This is a genomic window from Geodermatophilus sp. SYSU D01180 (assembly GCF_054050415.1).
This window is the reverse complement of record NZ_JBJGZH010000004.1, coordinates 163243-185466: the sequence shown is the minus strand read 5'-3', so window position 1 is coordinate 185466 and position 22224 is coordinate 163243. Positions and strand designations below refer to the sequence as shown.

Here is a 22224-nt window from a genome sequence, read left to right as displayed (position 1 = left end):
CCGATCCGTCCTCCCGGGAGCACCTCCATGAGCGCCACCCTCGTCGCCCGCGGCCTGGCCGCCGGCCACGGCGCACGCGTCCTCTTCTCCGGCCTCGACCTCGTCGTCGCGCCCGGTGACGTCGTCGGCCTGGTCGGCGTCAACGGCGCCGGCAAGTCCACGCTGCTGCGCACGCTGGCCGGCGAGCTGCCGGCCGGCTCCGGCTCGGTCGCGCTGAGCCCGCCGACGGCGACCGTCGGGCACCTGCCGCAGGAGCGGGACCGCCGCGAGGGCGAGACCGTCGCCGCCGCGCTGGCCCGCCGCACCGGCGTCACCGCCGCGCAGGCCGCCCTCGACGCCGCCACCGCCGACCTCGCCGAGGGCCGCCCCGGCGCCGACGACGCGTACGCCGAGGCGCTGGAGCGCTGGCTGGCCCTGGGCGGCGCCGACCTCGACGAGCGGCTGGAGCAGGTCCTGGCCGAGGTGGCCCCCGGCGTCGCCCCGGGCGCCGCGATGCCCGCGCTGTCCGGGGGGCAGGCGGCGCGGGTCGGGCTGGCCGCGCTGCTGCTGTCCCGCTACGACGTGCTGCTGCTCGACGAGCCGACCAACGACCTCGACCTGGCCGGGCTCGACCAGCTGGAGGCGTTCGTCGCCGGCACCCGCAGCGGCATCGTCGTCGTCAGCCACGACCGGGAGTTCCTCGCCCGCACGGTCACCCGCGTCGTCGAGCTCGACCTCGTCCAGCAGCTGGTGCGGGTGCACGACGGCGGCTACGAGAGCTACCTGGTCGAGCGCGAGGTGGCCCGCCGACACGCGCGCGAGGAGTACGAGGAGTACGCCGGGACGAAGGCCGAGCTCGAGGCGCGGGCGCGGATGCAGCGCAACTGGCTGGCCAAGGGCGTCCGCGACGCGGTCAAGAAGGCCAAGGACCCGGACAAGCACATCAAGGCGCACAACCGGTCGACGGCGGAGAAGCAGGGCGCCAAGGCCAAGCAGACCGAGCGGCGGATCGAGCGGCTGGAGGTGGTCGAGGAGCCCCGCAAGGAGTGGGAGCTGCGGATGACCATCGCCGCCGCGCCGCGCGCCGGGGCCGTCGTCGCCACCCTGCGCGACGCCGTGGTGCGCCGCGGGGACTTCACCCTCGGGCCGGTGGGCCTGCAGGTCGACTGGGGCGACCGGGTGGCGATCACCGGCCCCAACGGCGCGGGCAAGACGACGCTGCTCGGCGCGCTGCTCGGCCGGGTCCCGCTGGACTCCGGCGCGGCCTCGCTCGGCCCCGCGGTGCGGCTCGGCGAGGTGGACCAGGCCCGCGGGCTGTTCACCGGCGAGCGGCGGCTGCTCGACGCCTTCGCCGCCGAGGTGCCCGACTGGCCGACCGCCGAGGTGCGCACGGTGCTGGCCAAGTTCGGCCTCACCGCCGAGCACGTCCTGCGCACCGCGGCCACACTCTCGCCGGGGGAGCGCACCCGCGCGGCGCTGGCGCTGCTGCAGGCCCGCGGAGTGAACGTGCTCGTGCTCGACGAGCCGACCAACCACCTCGACCTGCCGGCGATCGAGCAGCTGGAGTCGGCGCTGGCCGCCTACCCGGGCACGCTGCTGCTGGTCACCCACGACCGCCGGATGCTCGAGGCGGTGGCCACCACCCGGCGGATCACCGTCGACGGCGGCCGGGTCAGCGAGGTCTGAGCCGGAGGACCCAGCTCAGTCGAAGGACCTCCCTGCCCCTCACCACTCGCAGGCTCGCGGTGGGTCCCTGCAGGGAGGCCGGGAGACGGAACCGGACCTAGCTGAGGTCCTGGCCCAGCGCCTCGTCCAGGCCGACGGTGGCCATGCCGGCCCACGTGTCGTCGACGTGGTGGGCCAGCACCATGAGGTCGCGCAGGTTCCCCTCGCGGTCCCGGACGTGGTCGCGCAGCAGTGCCTCGCCGGTGAAGCCCAGGTCGGTGAACAGCGCCAGCGCCGCGCCCTGCTCGGCGACCACCTCCACGACCAGCTTCGCCAGCCCGTCGCCGACCGCCGTCACCAGCGCCTGCCGGGCCAGCTGCCGACCCAGGCCCTCACCGCGCCGGGTGGGGGAGACGACCAGCCGCACCTCCCCGACGTGCGAGGACCAGCCGGGCAGCGGGCGCACCGCGACGTAGCCGGCGACCTCGTCGCCGTCCAGCGCCACGAACCGCCGTCCGCCCGCGCCGCCCGACGCCCAGGACCGGACGACGTCGGGGTCGGTGACCTCCTCCTCGATGAAGGTCAGGTCGCCCTCGGGCAGGCTCGCGAAGAAGCGCAGCAGCGCGTCGCAGTGCGCCGACTCCAGCTCGACGACCTCCACCGTCAGTCCTCCCCGATCTCGTCGCTGCGCTTCTTCAGGAAGCCGATGATCTCCGGCACGGTCGTCTTCGCCGCCGTCCGGCCGACGACCAGGCCCATGTGCCCGGCGTTGAGCCGCAGCTCGTGCTTGTCCTCGGAGCCGACCAGGTCGATCAGCGGCGCGGTCGCGTCCGGCGGGACGATGTGGTCGCGGTCGGCGCGCACGGTGAGGAACGGCAGCCGGATGTCCGACAGGTGCACCGGGTCCCCGGCGACGGTCAGCCGGTCGGTGACCATCCCGTTGTCGCGCACCAGCATCTGCACCGTCTCGCGGGCGGCCGCGCCGGGGAACGGGATGTGGTCGTCGGACCAGCCGGTCATCGCCTGGTAGGCCTGCACGTACTCGTCGCTCCAGAGCCGCTCCCAGAGCGTCACGTAGCGGGTGACCTCGGAGGTGGGGGTGAGGGTGCGGAACCCCTGGACGACGACCCGCGGCGGCACGTTGCCGTCCTCGTCGACCACGTCGTCGACGTCGAGGCCGCCGCGGAAGACGTCGGCCATCGGCCCCATCCGCGTGAAGTCGACCGGGGTGGCCAGCACGGTGAGGCTGCGGACCGGGGCGTCGGGGTGGTGGGCGGCGTAGAGCAGGGTGAGGTTGCCGCCGAAGCAGTAGCCGAACAGGTTGACCTCGTCGGCGCCGGACAGCTCGCGCACCCGCTCGACGGCGGCGGGGATGTAGTCGTCGACGTAGTCCTCGAGCCGGTTCTGCGCGTCCCGCGCGTCGGGCTCGCCCCAGTCGACCATGTAGACGTCGAACCCCGCGTCGATCAGCTGCTCGACGAAGGAGTTCCCCGGTGTGAGGTCGAGGATGTAGCTGCGGCTGATCAGGCTGAACACGATCAGCAGCGGCGGCGAGTACCTCACCTTGTCGCTGCGGTAGTGCCAGAGCTGGGTGCGGCCGCGCTCCCAGACGACGTCCTTGGGCGTCAGCCCCACGCCGGGCCGGTCGACCCCGGCGACGAGCTTGATGCCGTTACGCGCGCGGAGGGCGTTGCGCTCCACGTCGCGGCGGACGCGGTCGAGGACCGCCTGGGGACTGGGCACCGTCGGCATCGGCTTCCTCCGAGGTCGAGGGGGGCGGGACGTCCGCCGTCCGGGGACGGCGGCGCTCGTTGTCCAACTGCACGGTCAGTCGCCGGACCTCGCGGTCGAGCGCGCCGACCTGGGCGCGCAGCCGGGCGAGGTCGGTGCCGGCGGGCAGGTTGACCAGGTGCCAGGCGCGCGCGGAGACGCCGCGGGCGGTGTCCTTCGCCAGCGTCTGCGCGCGGCGCAGCAGGCCCACCCCGACGGCGAAGTACGGCGTGCGCACCAGGTTCTCCGCGTGCGGGGTCACCCGCTTCTCGGCGGCGTCGTAGGCCTGCCGCCACAGCGGGGGCCCCGGCGGTGTCGGTGACGACATCGAGTTCCTCCTCAGCGGGACCGGCTACCCGCCGGGCCTCCTACCCGCCCGCCCGGTGATCTACCGCACAGCGCCGTTACGGTCCTGGGGACGGTGCGGCGCGGGAGAGGAGACCACGGTGGCGGACAGGACGATCCTGGACATGTTCCGGCTCGACGGGAAGGTGGCGATCGTCACGGGGGCGTCGTCGGGGCTGGGCGTGGTGTTCGCCCGGGCGCTGGCCCAGGCCGGGGCGGACGTGGCGCTGGGCGCCCGCCGCGAGGACCGGATGGCCGCCACGAGGGAGGCCGTCGAGGCCGAGGGCCGGCGGGCGATCACCGTGCGCACCGACGTCGCGCGGGTGGAGGACTGCCAGGCGCTGGTCGACGCCACGATGGCCGAGTTCGGCCGGGTCGACGTCCTGGTCAACAACGCCGGCATCGGCACCGCGGTCCCGGCCACCCGGGAGAAGCCCGAGGAGTTCCGGTCGGTCATCGACGTCAACCTCAACGGCTGCTACTGGATGGCCCAGGCCTGCGGGCGGGTGATGAAGCCGGGCAGCTCGATCGTGAACATCTCCAGCATCCTGGGCCTGACGACCGCGGGGCTGCCGCAGGCCGCGTACGCGGCGAGCAAGGCCGGCCTGATCGGGCTGACGCGCGACCTCGCGCAGCAGTGGACCGGCCGCAAGGGCATCCGGGTCAACGCGCTGGCGCCGGGCTTCTTCGCCTCGGAGATGACCGACCAGTACCCCGAGGGCTACCTCGACCAGCAGATGGGCCGGGTGCTCGCCGGCCGCGCCGGCGACCCGATGGAGCTCGCCGCGGCGCTGGTCTTCCTCGTCAGCGACGCCGGCGGTTACGTCACCGGGACGACGATCCCGGTCGAGGGCGGCATGCTCACCAGCTGACCGCGTGCCGGGGCCCCGCCTCGCGCGGCGGGGCCCCGGTCAGGCTCAGCGGCCGTCCGCGCGCGCGGCCAGCGCGGTGATCCGGTCGACCAGCTGCGGCCACACCTCGCGCGGCAGGTCGTGGCCCATGCCGTCGACGACGAGCAGCTCGGCGCCGGGGATCGCGGCCGCCGTCGCCCGGCCGCCGGACACGTTGACCAGCGCGTCGTGCTCGCCGTGGACGACGAGGGTGGGGACGGCGACCCGCGCGAGGTCGGCGGTGCGGTCGGGGCTGGCCAGGATCGCGGCGAGCTGGCGGGCGACGCCGGCCGGGTTGTGAGCGCGGTCGAACGACAGCCCGGCCCGCTCCCGCAGCCCGTGCTCGTCGAACTCGAAGCCGGGGGAGCCGATGACCCGGTAGGTGTCGACCGCGCGCTGCACGGCGCTCTCCCGGTCGGTGGCCGGCGGCGCGAGCAGGACGCCGATGGCGGCCTCGGCGGGCGCGCCGACGGCGGGGTCGCCCGTCGTCGACATGATCGAGGTGAGGCTGCGCACCCTCTCCGGGTGCCGGACGGCCAGCGACTGGGCGATCATCCCGCCCATCGAGGCGCCGACGACGTGGGCGCTGTCGATGCCCAGCGCGTCGAGCAGGGCGGCGGCGTCGTCGGCCATGTCGGCGAGGCGGTAGGGCACCTTCGAGTGGTCGCCGCCCATGACGGCGAGCACGTCCGGCGCCCCGGCCTCGTCGAGGTGGGTGGACAGGCCGATGTCCCGGTTGTCGAACCGGACGACGTACAGGCCGCGCCCGGCCAGCATCCGGCAGAACTCGTCGGGCCAGCCGATCATCTGCGTGGCGAGGCCCATGACCAGCAGCAGCGGCGGGTCCCCGGCCGAGCCGAAGGTCTCGTAGGCCAGGTCGACGTCGCCGGCGCGGGTGGTCTGCACCCCGGTGTGCTCCATGCCCCTGTGTTCCATGCCGCGCACGCTAGCCCCGGACGTGCGACCGCCCGGCACCGGACGGGACCGGTGCCGGGCGGCGCGACGGGGCGGGACGGTCAGCGCTCGTTGACCTGCCGGCCGGGCCGGGCCTCGGCCAGCAGGTCCTGCAGCACGGTGTACGCCGGCTTGGGGGCGTACTGCTCGTCCATGACGGTCGCCTCGCCCTCGGCGGGGAAGAACACCGGCACCCACGAGTACTTGTCGGTGAAGCCCCAGAGGGTGAAGGAGTTGCAGTCCTCGACGGCCAGGCAGGCCTCCAGGGTCCGGCCGTAGTAGTCGGCCTGCTGCTCCAGCTGCGCGGCGGTGGGCTCGCCGCCGGGCGGGAGGACCATGCGGACGTCGAGCTCGGTGATGGCGGTCTCGAGGCCCAGGTCGTCGAACCGCTGCAGGTTCCGCTGCAGGTCGCCCGGGAAGCCGTACTGGATGCTCAGGTGCGCCTGCGCCGAGAAGCCGTCGACCGGCACGCCCTGGGCCTGCAGCTGCTGGACGAGCGTGTAGTACGCGTTGCTCTTGGCGTTGACGCTCTCCACGCCGTAGTCGTTGAAGAACAGCTTCGCCTGCGGGTCGGCCTCGTGCGCCCAGCGGAAGGCGTCGGCGATGATCCCCGGGCCCAGCTCGCGGATCCAGATGTTCTCCTGCGTCCGCAGCTGCCCCTGGTCGGTGAAGATCTCGTTCGCAACGTCCCACTGCTGGATCTGGCCCCGGTAGCGGCCGACCACCGTCTGGATGTGCTCGCGCAGGATGTCGCGCAGCTCCTCGGCCGAGAAGTCGCCCTGCTCCAGCCACGCGGGGTTCTGGCTGTGCCACAGCAGTGTGTGGCCGCGGACCACCTGGTTGTTCTGGCGGGCGAAGGCGACGATCTCGTCGGCCGGCCCGAAGTTCCACACGTCCCGCTGCGGGTGCAGGAACTCCCACTTCATCTGGTTCTCGGGCGACAGCGAGCTGAACTCCTCGCCCAGGATCTCGGTGTACTGCTCGTCGTTCGGGAACGGCGCCGGGTACCCCATCGTCTCGTGGTGGCCGCCACCGGCGACGGCGCTGCCGATCACGAGGTCCTGCGGCGCGAGGCGGCGCAGGCTGTCCTGCTTGTCGTAGCCGGGTGCGGTCGCGGTGCCCCCGCCCGCCGGCGCGGCCCAGGCCTGGGCGCCGGTGGACAGCAGGGCAGAGGCGGCGCACGTGGCGGCGGCCAGTCGGAGAACTCGCTTCACGGTGTCCCTCCAAGGACGTCCGGTGCGCGGGCACGGCCCTGTGGCCCGCGTCACTTCCGGAAGTTACCGGAACCAAATCGGTCATCCGCAAGGGGGTGGGCGGAACGGGAGCACCCGTGTCGGCCGCTCCACGGCCGTAGGCTGACCGTCGGCCCGGAGGAGGGGACGTGACGGACACCCAGCGCCATGCCGTGACGATCTCCGAGATCGCCGCGAAGGCCGGCGTGTCCGTGCCCACGGTCTCCCGGGTGCTCAACCACCGGTCCGACGTCGCGCCGCACACCCGGGAACGGGTGGAGCGGCTGCTGCGCGAGCACGGCTACCAGCGCCGCGGCCCGCACCGGGAGGAGCGGGCGGGCCTGGTCGACCTCGTCTTCGACGACCTCGACAGCCCGTGGGCGCTGGAGGTCATCCGCGGCGTCGAGCAGGCCGCGCACGCCGCCGGGGTCGGCACCGTCGTCTCCGCCGTGCACCGGCGGCGCAGCTCGGCCCGGCTGTGGCTGGACAACGTCCGGGCGCGGGCCAGCGACGGCGTCATCCTGGTCACCACCGCGCTCGACCCGGACCTGCACACCGAGCTGCGCGGGCTGCACCTGCCGGCGGTCGTCGTCGACCCGGCCGGGCTGCCCGACCTCGACGTCCCCACGATCGGCGCCACCAACTGGGCCGGCGGGGTCGCCGCCACCGAGCACCTCACCGCGCTCGGCCACCGGCGGATCGCCCACGTCGCCGGCCGGCCGGGACTGTGGTGCACCCGCGCGCGGCTGGACGGGTACCGGGCCGCGCTGGACGGCGCGGGTCTGGCGGCGGACCCGCAGCTCGTCGTCCCCGGCGAGTTCGACTACGCCTCCGGCGCGCGGGCCGCCGCGCAGCTGCTCGAGCTGGCCGACCCGCCGACCGCCGTCTTCGCCGCCAGCGACCAGATGGCGCTCGGCGTCTACGAGGCCGTGCGCCGCCGCGGCCTGCGGGTCCCCGACGACGTGAGCGTCGTCGGCTTCGACGACCTGCCGCAGGCCGCGTGGTCCTCGCCGCCGCTGACCACGGTGCACCAGCCCCTGGGGCAGATGGGGGAGCTGGCCGTCCGCACGGTGCTGCGGCTGGTCAACGGCGAGCGGCTGGAGGGGCCGAAGGTCGAGCTGGCCACGCGGCTCGTCGTGCGCGACAGCACCGCCGCGCCCCGCTGACCCGACCCGTCACGACTCGCCGTCCCGACCTCGCCGGACGTCCTCCGGCACCCGTCCGCGCTTGCCCGGGGGTGTGACGGGTGCCACGCTCGGCCGCGCTCGTTCCGGAAACTCCCGGAAGCCGAGCCGCCCGCCGATCGTCGACAGGAGCTCCCGTGCGCCGTCCCGCCCGCCTGGCCTGCCTCGCCGTCCCCGCCCTCACGGCCGGCCTCCTCCTGGCCGCCACGCCGCCGGCGCTGGCCGGTCAGCCCACCGCCGAGGTCGTGACGACGACCCGGCACGACGACCGGTCGGTCGCCCTGACCTTCGACGACGGGCCGGACCCGGACGACACGCTGGACCTGCTCGCCGTCCTGCGCGAGCACCACGTGAAGGCGACGTTCTGCCTGTGGGGTGACCAGGTGCGCGAGCACCCCGAGATCGCGCGGGCCATCGCCCGCGACGGGCACACGCTGTGCAACCACACGATGCACCACGACGACATGTCGTCCTGGACGCCCGAGCAGGTCCGCGCCGACCTCGAGGCCACCTCCGCGGTCATCCGCGAGGCGGTGCCCGGCGCGCACATCCCGTTCTTCCGCGCGCCCTACGGCAGCTGGGGGCAGACGCCGGAGGTCGCGGCGGAGCTGGGCATGCAGCCGCTGGGCTGGGCGCTGGCCATCGGCGACTGGGAGCCGCCGGGCACCGACGAGCTGGTCCGCCGCGTCGTGGACGGGGTGACCCCGGGCGCCGTCGTCCTCATGCACGACGGCGGCGGCGACCGCAGCCAGACCGTCGACGCCGTCGACCGGTTGGTCCCGCTGCTGCGCGACCAGGGCTGGCGCTTCGACCGCCCGGCGAAGACCGCCTGAACCCGCGCGGGCCGGCCCCGCCTCCGCGGGCGGGGCCGGCCCCCGGATTCCCCGGCGACACGCCGGGCCGGTGATCGCTAGGCTCCGCCGCCACGTGCCGGTCGAGGGAGCGGGGGCCGCGGTGGCGGGAGCGTCGGAGGACGAGGCGAGGGAGTTCGCCGCGGGGCTGCGGTCCCTGCTCGACTGGCTGCAGCTGTCGGGGCCCGCGGCGGGCAACGAGGTCGTCGCGCTGGTGCGGGGTGCGCTCGGCCCCGCCGGCCTCGGCCAGTCGGTCGTCGCCCGGGAGCTGCCGGCCTTCGAGCACGTCAACCTGCAGACCGCGCTCGACGCGTGGAGCGCCGCGCCCGGGCGCTCCGTGGAGGTGCGCGGCGTCGTCCTCCCGCCGCACTACGTCGGCATCGACCTGCAGCAGCTGATGACCGGGGAGGCGCTGCCCCCGGTCCGGCTGAGCGCTCCCGCGGTGGTCGACCTCCCGAACGGCCCGGGGTCGACGCTCGCCTGCCTGCGCCTGGCGCTGCTGCTCGTCACCGACGACGACGGCCGCTACGTCCTGCTGGTGCAGGAGGCGGGGGAGCACCGGCCGGCGATGAGCGTCGAGGTGGCCGGTCTGCCGGTGCAGCGGGCCCAGGCCGTCCTGGCCGAGCTCGACCGGCTGCGCCGCGAGCTCAACGTCTACCGGGGCCGGCTGGTGGAGGTGACCCCCACGCCCACCGGCCAGGTCGCGCTCACCTTCCTCGACCCGCCGGACCTCACCCGCGACGACGTCGTGCTGCCCGCGGCGGTCCTCGACCGCGTCGAACGGCACGCGCTCGGGGTGGCCGGGCACCGGGCCGGCCTGCGCGCCGCCGGCCAGCACCTCAAGCGGGGGCTGCTGCTCTACGGCCCGCCGGGCACCGGCAAGACGCACACCGTGCGCTACCTGCTCGGCCGCATGGGCGACTACACCCGGCTGCTGCTCACCGGTCGCTCGCTCGGCGTCGTCGGCTCGGTCACCGAGCTCGCCCGCGACCTGCAGCCGGCCGTGGTGGTGCTCGAGGACGTCGACCTCGTCGCCGCCGACCGCTCCTTCGGCCCCGGCGGCAGCCCCGTGCTGTTCGACCTGCTCGACGCGATGGACGGCGCGGCGCCCGACGCCGACCTGCTGTTCGTCCTCACCACGAACCGGGCCGACCTGCTGGAGCCGGCGCTGGCCGCCCGGCCGGGCCGCGTCGACGTCGCCGTGCAGGTGGACCTCCCCGACGCCGCGGCCCGCCGGCGGCTGCTGCTCCTCTACGGCCGGGCGGTGCCGCTGCGCCTGACCGACGACGACGTGACGCGCGCGGTCGACCGCAGCGAGGGCGTGACGGCGTCGTTCCTCAAGGAGCTGCTGCGCCGCGCCGTGCTCGAGGCGCTGCACGAGCAGGACCCGGTCGTCGCGGTCACGGCGGAGCACCTCGACCGCGCCCTCGACGACCTGCTCGACTCCACCCAGCAGGTCACCCGCACCCTGCTCGGCGTGGGGGCCGAGGGCGCGGTGGCGGACGGCGGCGGCCCGCAGCCCGGCCTCGCGCCGATCCAGTACGGAGGCGGCTACCGCCCCTTCCGCCCGCGCTGACCGCGAGCGCCCCGCGGTCAGCGCAGCCGGTCCGCGACCTGCCGCAGCCCCTCCCGGACCATCACCCCGTACGCGTCGTCGCCGAGCGCGCCGCTCGTGGCCTGCGCCCGGCGGAGGTGCTCGCGGGCGCGGTCGAGGTCGCCCAGCCTGCGGTGGCACTCGCTCAGGTTCAGGTGCAGCGAGGGGTACAGGCCGGCCGCCGGCAGCGTCACGCCGGCCCCCGCCAGCCGTTCGTCGGTCAGCAGGCCGGCGGCCGCCAGTGTCCGCTGGTCCCAGACCAGCTCCTGGCGCACGTCGTCCTGGACGTCGGCCATCGCGTGCGCGAGCGTGCGGGGGGTCCCCGTCCTCGCTGTCGATCTCCGCCCAGATCCCCGCGAGCAGCGCCCGGGCGGCCTCGCGCTCGCCGCCGTGGCCCAGCTGGGCCGCTCGGCCGATCCGGATCAGCGTCTCGTCCGTGACCACACGCACACGACCACCCCGGCGTGCGGAACTCATCGCCGCCGCGAGCCGGTCACCGCCGGCCGGGACGCAGAACGGCCCGGACGGGAGACCGTCCGGGCCGTTCAGTGGGAAGTGCCCCCGGCAGGATTCGAACCTGCGCACCCGCCTCCGGAGGGCGGTGCTCTATCCCCTGAGCTACGGGGGCTCGGGGCAGGAGAGAAGTTACCAGCCCTCCCCGCCCGTCCCGGCGGCGGGTCAGGGCGCCGGCAGCGGCGTCCCGCCCCGCGCGGTCAGCATGCCGACCATCGTCGTCACCTCGGCGGTCTGCGTCTCGGCGATCGAGCGGGCCAGCGTCCGCACGGCCAGCTCCGTGGCGTTCCCCGCGGCGTACTGCGCCATGTCGAAGCCGCCCTGGTGGTGGCGGATCATCAGCCGGAGGAACTCGACGTCGAACGCCGTCCCCGACAGCGACCGCAGGGCCGCCAGCTCGTCCTCGGTGGCCATGCCGGGCATCAGCGCGCCGCCGGAACCGGACGTCGCGGACATGTCGTGGCCGGCGTGCTCGCCGCCCATCCACGCCATGTGCTCACCGCCGGAGCGGGGGAGGCCCCACAGCGCGAGCCAACCCTCCATCTGCCCGGCCTGGTTGGTCTGGGTGCTGGAGATGTCGAACGCGATCTGCCGGATCTCGGGGTCGGTGCTGCGCTCGAGGGCCAGGTTGGCCATCTCCACGCCCTGCCGGTGGTGCACGGCCATGTCCCGCGAGAAGCCGGCGTCGACGGAGTCCGCCGTCGGCGTCGCCTCCTGCCCGATGCCCAGCCCCACCGCCAGCCCGCCGCCGAGCGCGACCAGCGCGGCGGCGATGACGGCCAGGAGCGCGGCCCGCACCCCCCGGCCGCGCGGGCGGGGGCCCGGCGCGGGGGTCTCCTGCCCGGAGCGGGTGGCGGTGGCGGTCACGGCGCGGTCACTCCGTCGGGGACTCGGTGGAGCCGTCGGCACCCATGGTCGGCGTGGTCGGCGCGTCGGTGGTCGCGCCCGCGCCGCGGCTCGCGTCGCCGGCCACGAGCGGGTCGCTGATGAAGGTCGGGTTCTCGCAGCTGGCGCCGACCTCGGGGTAGGCGCCCTCGACCTCGGAGTTGAAGGTGAGGAAGTCGGCGAACTGCTCGATCCGCGGGTCGTCGACGGAGTCGACCGCCAGCTGGTGGTTCCAGGACTGCAGGCTGACCGCGGAGCCCAGGCCGGCGTAGGGCGACAGCAGCCGGCCGGAGACGCCGTCGACCAGCTCGGCGAGCTTCTCGACGTCGTCGCCGGTGACCTCGTCCGGGTCGTACGTGATCCACACGGCGCCGTGCTCCATCGAGTGGACGGCGTTCTCGTGCCGGATGTCGACGTCGTAGACGGTGCCGGTGCAGTCGGCCCACTCGCCGTCGTGCGGCCCGCCGACCGGCGGCGTCTGCTCGTACTCGACCGGGGTGGTCACGTGCTCCTGGCCGGCGGCGTAGTCGAAACTCTGGATGCCGGAGATCTCGTCGAGCGCGTCGATCTTCGCCGCGTCGGACGCGCGCACCTGGACGACGGCGTAGGTGATGGCCGCGGCGGCGAACACCACGACGGCGACGGCGGCGGCGATCAGGCCCCACGGGCGCTGCTGCGTCACGACCTGCGTCGGCGGGCGGGTACGGCCGCGGCCCCCGGGGCGGCCGGCGGGCGGGCGGGCCGACGACCCGCTGCCCGACGACTTGGCCGTCGACACCGGACGGGCGCCGGACCCGGACCGGCTCGACCCGCCTCCGGCGCGGCCGGCCTCGGGCTTGCGGTCCTTGGCCACGTGCTTCTCCTCAGTGCTCGTCGAGTGGTGCGTCCGCCGGTCGTGGCGCAGCATGGGTGCGCGCCGGCGCGGCAGGCCTCCCGCCTGCCCCTCGCAGGCGAGTCTAGGTCGCGCACCTGTGCGCCCCCTGGCAACGCGGGTGCGGCGGGGAACCGGGTCGCGGCCGCTGCCTACGATGACGCGGTGACACCCGAGCAGCTGCGCGACCTCGTCCGGACCGCGGTCGCGGCGGTCGTCGAGCGCGGCACGCTCGCCGTCGCCGTCCCCGACGACGTCCTCGTCGAGCGCCCCAAGAACCCCGAGCACGGCGACTACGCGACCAACGTCGCCCTGCGCCTGGCCAAGCCCGCCGGCATGCCGCCGCGCGCGGTGGCCGACCTGCTGGCGGAGGAGCTGCGTGCGCAGCCGGCCGTGGAGCGGGTCGACGTCGCCGGCCCCGGCTTCCTCAACGTCACCCTCGCGCAGGGCGCGCTGGGGCGGATCGCCGTGCAGGCGGTCACCGCGGGGGAGGCCTACGGCCGGACCGCCACGCTGGCCGGGCAGCGGCTGAACCTCGAGTTCGTCTCGGCCAACCCCACCGGCCCGGTGCACATCGGCGGCAGCCGGTGGGCCGCCGTCGGCGACGCGATCGGCCGGCTGCTGCAGGCCAGTGGCGCCGACGTGACCCGCGAGTACTACATCAACGACGCCGGCGCGCAGATCGATCGCTTCGCCCGCAGCCTGCAGGCCGCCGCGAGGGGCGAGCCGGTGCCCGAGGACGGCTACGGCGGCGCCTACATCGCCGACATCGCCGCCGCCGTCGTCGCCGAGGTGCCCGACGTCCTCGAGGGCGACGACGACGCGCAGCGGCAGACCTTCCGGGACCGCGGCGTCGCGCTGATGCTCGACGAGATCCGCCGGTCGATGGAGGGCTTCGGCGTCGACTTCGACGTCTGGTTCTCCGAGAAGTCGCTGTACGACACCGGCGCGGTGGACAAGGCCCTGGCCCGGCTGCGGGAGCAGGGGCACGTCTACGAGTCCGACGGCGCGGTGTGGCTGCGCACCACCGACTTCGGCGACGACAAGGACCGCGTGCTGGTCAAGGCCGACGGCGAGACCACCTACTTCGCCTCCGACTGCGCCTACTACCTGGACAAGCGGGCCCGCGGCTTCGACCGGGTCGTGATCATGCTCGGCGCCGACCACTCCGGCTACGTCGGCCGGTACAAGGCGCTAGTGGCCGCGACCGGCGACGACCCGGACGCCAACCTCGAGATCCTCATCGGCCAGCTGGTCAACCTGCTGCGCGACGGCGAGCCGGTCCGGATGAGCAAGCGGGCGGGCACGATCGTGCTGCTGTCCGACCTCACCGACGCGATCGGGGTCGACGCCGCCCGGTACGCCCTGGCCCGCGCCTCGGTGGACCAGACCATCGACATCGACGTCGAGCTGTGGAGCCGCAGCACCAACGAGAACCCGGTCTTCTACGTCCAGTACGCGCACGCCCGGATCTCCTCGGTGCTGCGCAACGCCGCCGACCTCGGCCTGGCGCTGGGCGAGCCGGACGGCGTCGACACCGGGCTGCTCGCCCACGAGCGGGAGAACGACCTGCTCCGGGCGATCGGCGAGTTCCCGCGGGTGGTCACCTCGGCCGCCGAGCTGCGCGCGCCGCACCGGGTGGCCCGCTACCTCGAGGAGCTGGCAGGCACCTACCACCGCTTCTACGACGCCTGCCGGGTCCTGCCCCGCGGCGACGAGGAGGCGACGCCGCTGACCACCGCGCGGCTGTGGCTGTGCGCGGCCACGGCGGTGGTGCTGCGCAACGGCCTGGGCGTGCTCGGCGTCTCCGCGCCGGAGCGGATGTGAGGGCCCACCCGGCGGGGCCGCTCCACGGCGCCTTCGCCCCGGAGCCCTCGGCCGGGATGCCCCCGGCCGACCTCGGCGCGCTCGACCCACAGGTCTGGCCCCGCACGGCCCGCCGGGTCGACGGCGAGCTCCACCTGGGCGGCAGGCCGGTCACCGACCTCGCCCGCACCCACGGCACCCCGCTGTTCGTCCTCGACGAGGAGGACTTCCGCGGCCGCGCCGCCGACTTCGCCGCGGCCTTCGACGGCGCCGACGTGCACTACGCCTCCAAGGCGTTCCTCTGCGGCCAGGTGGCCCGCTGGATCGCCGACGACGGCCTGCACCTGGACGCCTGCAGCGGCAACGAGCTCGCCGTCGCGCTGGCCGCCGGCTTCCCCGCCGACCGGATCGCGCTGCACGGCAACAACAAGTCGCTGGTCGAGCTGCAGCTGGCCGTGGACTCCGGCATCGGCCACGTCGTGCTCGACTCCTTCGACGAGATCGACCGGCTGGTGCCCATGGCCGAGGCGCGGGTCGCCGCCGGCGGCAGCCCGGTGCCGGTGCTGGTGCGCACCACGGTCGGCATCGAGGCGCACACCCACGAGTTCATCGCCACCGCCCACGAGGACCAGAAGTTCGGCTTCTCGCTGGCCACCGGCGACGCGCTGACCGCGGCCGTGCGGGTCATCCGCGAGCCCGCGCTGCACCTGTCCGGGCTGCACAGCCACATCGGCTCGCAGATCTTCGACACCGCGGGCTTCGAGGCCGCCGCGCACCGCGTCGTCGGGCTCATGGGGCAGGTGCACCAGGCCACCGGCGAGGTGCTGGAGGAGCTCAACCTCGGCGGCGGGTTCGGCATCGCCTACCTGTCCGACGACGACCCGGTTCCCCCCGCCGACGTCGCCCGCCGGCTGCGCACCGTCGTCGCCGCCGAGTGCGACGCGCTGGACCTGCCGGTGCCGCGGCTGGCCGTCGAGCCCGGCCGCGCGATCGCCGGGCCCGGCACGGTGACGCTGTACGAGATCGGCACGATCAAGCCGGTCCGGCTGGGCGGCGGCGGCCACGGCGGGCCGCAGGTGCGCAACTACGTCTCCGTCGACGGCGGGATGAGCGACAACATCCGCACCGCGCTCTACGACGCGAGCTACACCTGCGTGCTGGCCAACCGCACCTCCGACGCCCCGCCGGCGCTGTGCCGCGTCGTCGGCAAGCACTGCGAGAGCGGGGACGTGCTGGTCCGCGACCTGTGGCTGCCCTCGGACGTGCAGCCCGGCGACCTGCTCGCCGTCGCCGCCACCGGCGCGTACTGCTGGTCGATGGCCAGCAACTACAACTACCTGCTCAAGCCGCCGGTGGTGGCCGTGCGGGAGGGCGCCGCCACCGAGATCGTGCGGCGTCAGACACTGTCCGACGTGTTCGCCCTCGACGCCGTGCTGGCCGCGACGCCCGCCCCGTCCCCGGCGATCGACCAGCCCGCGCCCGAGCACCCGGTGGGAGCCCGCTCGTGAAACCGCTCAAGGTCGCCCTGCTCGGCTGCGGCACCGTCGGCAGCGCGGTGCTGCGCCTGGTCGAGGAGCAGGCCGCCGACCTCACCGCCCGCGTCGGGCGCCCGGTGCAGGTCGCCGGGGTCGCCGTCCGCCGGCCCGACCGGCACCCCGACGTGCCCGCGGACCTGCTCACCACCGACGCGCTCGGCCTGGTCACCCGCGACGACGTGGACCTGGTCGTCGAGGTCATCGGCGGGATCGAGCCGGCCCGCACGCTGATCCAGGCGGCGATCGAGGCCGGCAAGTCGGTGGTCAGCGCGAACAAGGCGCTGCTGGCCGAGGACGGCGTCGCGCTGCACGCCGCCGCCGCCAAGGCCGGCGTCGACCTCTACTACGAGGCCGCGGTGGCCGGGGCGATCCCGCTGCTGCGCCCGCTGCGCGAGTCCCTGGCCGGTGACCAGATCCGGCGGGTGGTCGGCATCGTCAACGGCACGACCAACTACATCCTGTCCCGGATGGCCGAGACCGGGCACGGCTTCGCCGAGGCGCTGGCCGAGGCCACCGAGCTCGGCTACGCCGAGGCCGACCCCACCGCCGACGTCGACGGCTTCGACGCCGCCGCGAAGGCCGCGATCCTCGCGTCGCTGGGGTTCCACACCGCGGTCACCGCCGCCGACGTGCACCGCGAGGGCATCTCCGCGGTCACCGCCACCGACGTCGCCCGCGCCGCCGAGATCGGCTGCACGGTGAAGCTGCTGGCCATCTGCGAGCGGGTGCCGGCCAACGGGGACGGGGAGGGCGAGTCGGTCGCCGTCCGCGTGCACCCGGCGATGATCCCGACGTCGCACCCGCTGGCCGCCGTCGGCGGGGCGTTCAACGCCGTCTTCGTCGAGGCCGAGGCCGCCGGGCAGCTGATGTTCTACGGGCAGGGCGCCGGCGGCGAGCCCACCGCGAGCGCCGTGCTCGGCGACCTGGTCGCCGTCGCCCGCAACCGGGTGGCCGGCGCCGCCGGGGCCGGGCCCACCGCCTACGCCGAGCTCCCGGCCCGGCCGATCGCCGAGACGCCCACCCGGTACCACGTCAGCCTCGACGTGGCCGACGTCCCCGGTGTGCTGGCGACCGTCGCGACCGCCTTCGCCGAGCACGGGGTGAGCATCGCCACCGTCCGCCAGGACGGGCACGGCGACGCCGCCACGCTGGTCATCGTCACCCACAGCGCCCCCGACGCGGCGCTGTCGGCGACGATCGCCGCGCTCCGGGAGGTCCCCGCGGTCCGCGGGGTGACCAGCGTGCTGAGGGTGGAGGGTCTGTCATGACGGGGACACTGCGCGGTGCCGTCTCGCCGGTCTGGCCCGGGCTGATCGAGGCCTACCGGTCCCGGCTGCCGGTCAGCGCCGCCACGCCGGTGGTCACCCTCCACGAGGGCGCGACCCCGCTGGTGCCCGCCGTCGAGCTGTCCCGGCGCACCGGCTGCGAGGTGTTCCTCAAGGTCGAGGGCGCGAACCCGACCGGGTCGTTCAAGGACCGCGGCATGACGATGGCCATCACCAAGGCCCTCGAGGAGGGCTCGCGGGCGGTCATCTGCGCGTCCACCGGCAACACCAGCGCCAGCGCCGCCGCCTACGCCGCGCGCGCCGGGATGGTCTGCGCCGTCCTCGTGCCGCAGGGGAAGATCGCGCTCGGCAAGCTCGCCCAGGCGCTGGTGCACGGCGCGAAGCTGCTGCAGGTCGAGGGCAACTTCGACGACTGCCTCGCGCTGGCCAGCAAGCTGGCGATCGACTACCCGGTCAGCCTGGTCAACAGCGTCAACCAGTACCGCATCGAGGGGCAGAAGACGGCCTCGTTCGAGATCGTCGACGTCCTCGGCGACGCCCCCGACGTGCACTGCCTGCCGGTCGGCAACGCCGGCAACATCACCGCCTACTGGCAGGGCTACCGCGAGTACGAGGCCGACGGCCCGGCCACGAGGCGGCCGCGGATGTTCGGCTTCCAGGCCGCCGGCGCCGCGCCGATCGTCACCGGCCGGGTCGTGGAGAACCCGAGCACCATCGCGACGGCGATCCGCATCGGCAACCCGGCGTCGTGGACCAAGGCGCTGGCCGCCCGCGACGAGTCCGGCGGCCGCATCGACGCCGTCACCGACCGCGAGATCCTCGCCGCCTACCGGCTGCTCGCGCGCAGCGAGGCGGTCTTCGTCGAGCCCGCCTCGGCCGCCTCGGTCGCCGGGCTGCTGAAGGTGGCCACGGCCGGGGAGCTGGAGCCGGGGCAGCGCGTCGTGTGCACCGTCACCGGCAACGGGCTCAAGGACCCGGAGTGGGCGATCTCCGGCGCGCCCGCCCCGGTCACCGTGCCGGTCGACGCCGCCGCGGCCGCCGCGCAGCTGGGTCTCTGAGTGGCCGCTCGGTCCTCGGTGCGGGTCCGCGTGCCCGCGACCAGCGCCAACCTCGGTCCCGCGTTCGACTGCGCCGGCCTCGCGCTGACGCTGCACGACGTCGTCGAGTTCGCCGTCGCCGATTCCGGGCTCACCGTCGAGGTGTCCGGCGTCGGCGCGGGGGAGCTGCCCGCCGACGAGCGGCACCTGGTCGTGCGGGCGTTCCGCGCCGCGTGCGAGCGGCTGGGCTGGACCCCGCCGGGCCTGTGCGTGCGCGCGGACAACGCCATCCCGCAGGGCCGGGGGATGGGCTCGTCGGCCGCGGCCGTCGTCGCCGGGGTGGTCGGCGCGTTCGAGCTGTGCCCCGACGTCGACGTCCGGGACGACGACGCGGTGCTGCGGCTGGCCGACGAGCTCGAGGGGCACCCGGACAACGTCGCGGCCTGCCTGCTCGGCGGCGCGACGCTGTCGTGGACGACGCCCGCCGGCGCGCGGGCCGACCGGCTGCCGGTGAGCGACGACGTCGTGCCGGTGGTGCTGGTGCCGGAGGCGACCCTGTCGACGCACACCGCGCGCACGCTGCTGCCGGACCTGGTGCCGCACGCCGACGCCGCGTTCAACGCCGCCCGCGCCGCGCTGCTGGTGCACGCGCTGACCGCGGAGCCGGCGATGCTGCTCGAGGCCACCGACGACCGGCTGCACCAGCGGCAGCGCGCGCCCGCGATGCCGGACACGGTCGAGCTGGTCGACCGGCTGCGTGCGGCCGGCCACGCCGCCGTCGTCTCCGGGGCCGGGCCCAGCGTCCTCGTGCTCGGGCGGCGGCACCTCGGCGACGTCCCCGGCGACGTGGCGGTCGTGCGCGAGGTGAGCCGGATCACCCCGGACGGGTGGCGCGTGTACCCCCTCGAGGTGGACCACGGCGGCGCCCGCGTGGTGGGAGTGACGCCTGGGGTATCGTCTTCGTAACGAGGAACACTCCGCTGGTCAGCGGTGTTGTCCCGTCCGTGGGGCGAGTCCTAGGCTTGCTGCGTAGCCGCCCCTGGGGCGAGCCTCGCGCGGAACGTTGCAGACGACCTTCCTGTCGACGCTGATCCCGCTCCGCACCCACGCGATCCGCCGTCCCCCCTGCCCCGGAACAGCCGGACGGGGCGGCGCCGGGTCACCTCCTGCGCTGGTAGGCGCAGGTCACCGCAGGGAAGGACCTGTACGTGAGCGAAACCACCGACCTCGCCACCACCGGCGCCCCCGAGGGCGCTGCGGGCGAGGCACCTGCGGCCTCCGGCACGGCGGGCCGCTCCCGCCGCCGCGGCAGCGGGCTGGCCGGCATGCTGCTCCCCGAGCTGCAGCGGCTCGCGGCCGAGCTGGGCATCCCCGGTACCGGCCGCATGCGCAAGGGCGACCTCGTCGCCGCCATCTCCGCCCGCCAGGTCGGCGGCGCGACGCCGGGCAGCGTCCCGGCGCCCGGCGCCCCGGCCGACGCGGCCCCGAACGTCCCGGCCTCGCGGGGCGCCGACGCCGTCGCCGCCACCGCCACGCCGGTCGAGGCCCCCGTCACCGGGGGCGCCAACAGCGGTCCGGTGACGGCCCCCGCCGCCGCCGCCCCCGCCGAGGGCGCTCCGCGCCGCCGGCGTGCCGCCAGCCGCCCCGCCGGTGCCCCCACCGCGGAGGCGCCCGCCGCCCCCGCCGCCGAGGCCCCGGCCGCCGAGGCCCCCGCCGCTGCCTCCGCGCCGGCCGCCCCGCCCGCGGAGCGGACCGAGGGCGAGCGTCCCGCCGGTGACCGCACCGACGGCGACCGCGGCGATGGCGACCGGGCCGAGGGCGACCGGGCCGAGGGCGACCGCCCGGCCCGCAACCGGGATCGCAACCGCACCCGGGACGGCCGCGACAGCCGCGACGGCGACCGCGCCGAGCGCGGCAACCGCGACGGGCAGCGCGACGGCACCCGGGACGGCCGCGACAGCCGCGACGGCGAGCGCGGCAACCGCGACGGCAACCGTGACGGCAACCGTGACGGCCAGCGGGACGGCAACCGCGACGGCCAGCGGGACGGGCGCGGCCCCGACCGCGGCGAGCGCGCCGACCGCAACGCCCGGCCGAACGACCGCGCCGACCGGAACGACCGCGCCGACCGGAACGACCGCGCGGACAGCCGCAACGACGAGGACGACGACGACTTCGAGGGCGGCCGCGGCCGCCGCGGGCGCCGCTACCGGGACCGCAACCGCCGCAACGGCCGGGACCGCTTCGACCAGCCCAGCGAGCCGACGGTCAGCGAGGACGACGTCCTGCTGCCGGTCGCCGGCATCCTCGACGTCCTGGACAACTACGCGTTCGTCCGGACCTCGGGCTACCTGACCGGCCCCAACGACGTGTACGTGTCGCTGTCCCAGGTGCGCCGGCACGGCCTGCGCCGCGGTGACGCGATCACCGGCGCCGTCCGCCAGCCGCGCGAGGGCGAGCGCAAGGACAAGTACAACGCGCTGGTCCGCCTCGACTCGGTCAACGGCCTGGACCCCGAGCAGGCCCGCAACCGGCCGGAGTTCACCAAGCTGACCCCGCTCTACCCGCAGGAGCGGCTGCGGCTGGAGACCGATCCGCACCAGCTGACCACCCGGGTCATCGACCTGGTCATGCCGATCGGCAAGGGGCAGCGCGCGCTCATCGTGTCGCCGCCCAAGGCCGGCAAGACGATGGTGCTGCAGGCGATCGCCAACGCGATCACCACGAACAACCCCGAGTGCCACCTCATGGTCGTCCTCGTCGACGAGCGGCCCGAGGAGGTCACCGACATGCAGCGCTCGGTGAAGGGCGAGGTCATCGCCTCGACCTTCGACCGGCCGCCGTCGGACCACACGACCGTCGCGGAGCTGTCGATCGAGCGCGCCAAGCGCCTGGTCGAGATGGGCCACGACGTCGTCGTCCTGCTGGACTCGATCACCCGCCTGGGCCGCGCCTACAACCTGGCCGCCCCGGCCAGCGGGCGCATCCTGTCCGGCGGTGTCGACTCGACGGCGCTCTACCCGCCCAAGCGCTTCCTCGGGGCCGCCCGCAACATCGAGAACGGCGGCTCGCTGACCATCCTCGCGTCGGCGCTGGTCGAGACCGGCTCGACGATGGACACGGTCATCTTCGAGGAGTTCAAGGGCACGGGGAACGCGGAGATCAAGCTCGACCGCCGGCTGGCGGACAAGCGGGTCTTCCCGGCCGTCGACGTCAACGCGTCGGGCACCCGCAAGGAGGAGATCCTCCTCTCGCCCGACGAGCTGGCCATCGTCATCAAGCTGCGCCGGGTGCTGTCCGCGCTCGAGCCGCAGCAGGCGCTGGAGCTGCTGCTCGACAAGCTGCGCAAGACGCGCAACAACATCGAGTTCCTCATGCAGATCCAGAAGACGACGCTCGGCCCCGAGCGCGACTGAGCACCACCGCTGCGGCAGGGCCCGGCCGTCTGGGACACTGGACGGCCGAGCCCCGCTGCGCGCCTGGAATGACCGGCCGGCCGCCGGCGTTCACGACAACAGCACCGAGACGTCCCCGGAAGAGGCCCGCATCATGAAGTCCGGTATCCACCCCGACTACCACACCACCACGGTGACCTGTGGGTGTGGGAACACCTTCACCACCCGCAGCACCGCCCCCGGCGGCACGCTGACCGTCGAGACCTGCTCCGCCTGCCACCCCTTCTACACGGGCAAGCAGCGGATCCTCGACACCGGTGGCCGCGTGGCCCGCTTCGAGAAGCGGTTCGGCAAGCGCGGCGCCACCGCCGGCAAGTAGCACCCCCGACGGCGCCCGTCCCACCTCGCGTGGGGCGGGCGCCGTCGTCGTGT

The 22224-nt window shown here is 75.1% G+C and carries 20 protein-coding genes and 1 tRNA gene; 12 read left to right on the top strand and 9 right to left on the bottom strand.

Going from position 1 to position 22224, the window contains the following annotated elements:
• Positions 1-27 precede the first annotated feature (27 nt).
• On the top strand, positions 28-1665 hold the full coding sequence (locus ACI8AA_RS05965) for an ABC-F family ATP-binding cassette domain-containing protein (RefSeq protein WP_457043585.1): 1638 nt from the start codon (positions 28-30) through the stop codon (positions 1663-1665).
• A 97-nt stretch (positions 1666-1762) separates the two neighbouring features.
• Here ACI8AA_RS05965 and ACI8AA_RS05960 read toward each other — a convergent pair whose 3' ends face one another.
• From ACI8AA_RS05960 to ACI8AA_RS05950, 3 genes are read right to left on the bottom strand one after another with little or no spacing between them, the layout of a single operon-like run.
• On the bottom strand, positions 1763-2305 hold the full coding sequence (locus ACI8AA_RS05960; protein ID WP_457043584.1) for an N-acetyltransferase family protein: 543 nt from the start codon (positions 2303-2305) through the stop codon (positions 1763-1765).
• A gap of 2 nt (positions 2306-2307) precedes the next feature.
• Complete coding sequence (locus tag ACI8AA_RS05955) at positions 2308-3396, bottom strand: alpha/beta fold hydrolase (protein WP_457043583.1); 1089 nt, start codon at positions 3394-3396, stop codon at positions 2308-2310.
• A complete protein-coding gene (locus tag ACI8AA_RS05950; protein ID WP_456940295.1) occupies positions 3317-3742 on the bottom strand; it encodes a hypothetical protein in 426 nt (141 codons plus the stop codon). Before ACI8AA_RS05950 ends, ACI8AA_RS05955 begins: the two co-directional genes overlap by 80 nt.
• Positions 3743-3860: 118 nt before the next feature.
• Here ACI8AA_RS05950 and ACI8AA_RS05945 point away from each other — a divergent pair, with 118 nt between their 5' ends.
• On the top strand, positions 3861-4631 hold the full coding sequence (locus ACI8AA_RS05945; RefSeq protein ID WP_457043582.1) for an SDR family NAD(P)-dependent oxidoreductase: 771 nt from the start codon (positions 3861-3863) through the stop codon (positions 4629-4631).
• A 45-nt stretch (positions 4632-4676) separates the two neighbouring features.
• Here the strand turns inward: ACI8AA_RS05945 and ACI8AA_RS05940 are convergent, their stop codons facing one another.
• Positions 4677-5585 (bottom strand): alpha/beta fold hydrolase, encoded by a 909-nt coding sequence (locus ACI8AA_RS05940; RefSeq protein ID WP_457043581.1) that lies wholly within the window; start codon positions 5583-5585, stop codon positions 4677-4679.
• A gap of 80 nt (positions 5586-5665) precedes the next feature.
• Positions 5666-6817: an endo-1,4-beta-xylanase gene (locus ACI8AA_RS05935; protein ID WP_457043580.1), complete on the bottom strand. Its 1152-nt coding sequence runs from the start codon at positions 6815-6817 to the stop codon at positions 5666-5668.
• 167 nt (positions 6818-6984) lie between these two features.
• Here ACI8AA_RS05935 and ACI8AA_RS05930 point away from each other — a divergent pair, with 167 nt between their 5' ends.
• The 3 genes from ACI8AA_RS05930 (at position 6985) to ACI8AA_RS05920 (ending at position 10446) form a co-directional block, all read left to right on the top strand.
• Positions 6985-8001 (top strand): LacI family DNA-binding transcriptional regulator, encoded by a 1017-nt coding sequence (locus tag ACI8AA_RS05930; RefSeq protein WP_457043579.1) that lies wholly within the window; start codon positions 6985-6987, stop codon positions 7999-8001.
• A gap of 155 nt (positions 8002-8156) precedes the next feature.
• Positions 8157-8852 (top strand): polysaccharide deacetylase family protein, encoded by a 696-nt coding sequence (locus ACI8AA_RS05925; RefSeq protein WP_457043578.1) that lies wholly within the window; start codon positions 8157-8159, stop codon positions 8850-8852.
• Positions 8853-8946: 94 nt separating this feature from the next.
• Complete coding sequence (locus tag ACI8AA_RS05920; protein WP_457043577.1) at positions 8947-10446, top strand: AAA family ATPase; 1500 nt, start codon at positions 8947-8949, stop codon at positions 10444-10446.
• A gap of 17 nt (positions 10447-10463) precedes the next feature.
• On the opposite strand, the gene ACI8AA_RS05915 is transcribed toward ACI8AA_RS05920, so the two are convergent.
• The 4 genes from ACI8AA_RS05915 to ACI8AA_RS05900 form a co-directional block, all read right to left on the bottom strand.
• A complete protein-coding gene (locus ACI8AA_RS05915; RefSeq protein WP_457043576.1) occupies positions 10464-10760 on the bottom strand; it encodes a hypothetical protein in 297 nt (98 codons plus the stop codon).
• A gap of 260 nt (positions 10761-11020) precedes the next feature.
• A tRNA-Arg gene (locus tag ACI8AA_RS05910) sits at positions 11021-11092 on the bottom strand.
• 50 nt (positions 11093-11142) lie between these two features.
• The gene (locus ACI8AA_RS05905; RefSeq protein WP_457043575.1) at positions 11143-11844 is read right to left on the bottom strand and encodes a DUF305 domain-containing protein; all 702 of its coding nucleotides are present in this window, start codon (positions 11842-11844) and stop codon (positions 11143-11145) included.
• Positions 11845-11851: 7 nt separating this feature from the next.
• Entirely contained in the window at positions 11852-12715 is an 864-nt protein-coding gene (locus tag ACI8AA_RS05900) for a DUF3105 domain-containing protein (RefSeq protein WP_457043574.1), read from the bottom strand.
• Positions 12716-12898: 183 nt separating this feature from the next.
• On the opposite strand from ACI8AA_RS05900, the gene argS reads away from it, so the two are divergent.
• From argS to rpmE, 7 genes are all read left to right on the top strand, one after another.
• The gene (gene argS / locus ACI8AA_RS05895) at positions 12899-14560 is read left to right on the top strand and encodes an arginine--tRNA ligase (protein ID WP_457043573.1); all 1662 of its coding nucleotides are present in this window, start codon (positions 12899-12901) and stop codon (positions 14558-14560) included.
• Positions 14557-16047: a diaminopimelate decarboxylase gene (lysA, locus tag ACI8AA_RS05890; protein ID WP_457043572.1), complete on the top strand. Its 1491-nt coding sequence runs from the start codon at positions 14557-14559 to the stop codon at positions 16045-16047. The genes argS and lysA overlap by 4 nt, the downstream gene beginning before the upstream one ends.
• The gene (locus ACI8AA_RS05885; RefSeq protein WP_457043571.1) at positions 16044-17342 is read left to right on the top strand and encodes a homoserine dehydrogenase; all 1299 of its coding nucleotides are present in this window, start codon (positions 16044-16046) and stop codon (positions 17340-17342) included. The genes lysA and ACI8AA_RS05885 overlap by 4 nt, the downstream gene beginning before the upstream one ends.
• On the top strand, positions 17339-18418 hold the full coding sequence (gene thrC, locus ACI8AA_RS05880) for a threonine synthase (protein WP_457043570.1): 1080 nt from the start codon (positions 17339-17341) through the stop codon (positions 18416-18418). Before ACI8AA_RS05885 ends, thrC begins: the two co-directional genes overlap by 4 nt.
• A gap of 30 nt (positions 18419-18448) precedes the next feature.
• Positions 18449-19363: a homoserine kinase gene (gene thrB, locus ACI8AA_RS05875; RefSeq protein ID WP_457043569.1), complete on the top strand. Its 915-nt coding sequence runs from the start codon at positions 18449-18451 to the stop codon at positions 19361-19363.
• 242 nt (positions 19364-19605) lie between these two features.
• The gene (gene rho, locus ACI8AA_RS05870) at positions 19606-21813 is read left to right on the top strand and encodes a transcription termination factor Rho (protein ID WP_457043568.1); all 2208 of its coding nucleotides are present in this window, start codon (positions 19606-19608) and stop codon (positions 21811-21813) included.
• Positions 21814-21946: 133 nt separating this feature from the next.
• Positions 21947-22171 (top strand): 50S ribosomal protein L31, encoded by a 225-nt coding sequence (gene rpmE / locus ACI8AA_RS05865; RefSeq protein WP_387992433.1) that lies wholly within the window; start codon positions 21947-21949, stop codon positions 22169-22171.
• The last annotated feature ends 53 nt before the right edge of the window (positions 22172-22224 follow it).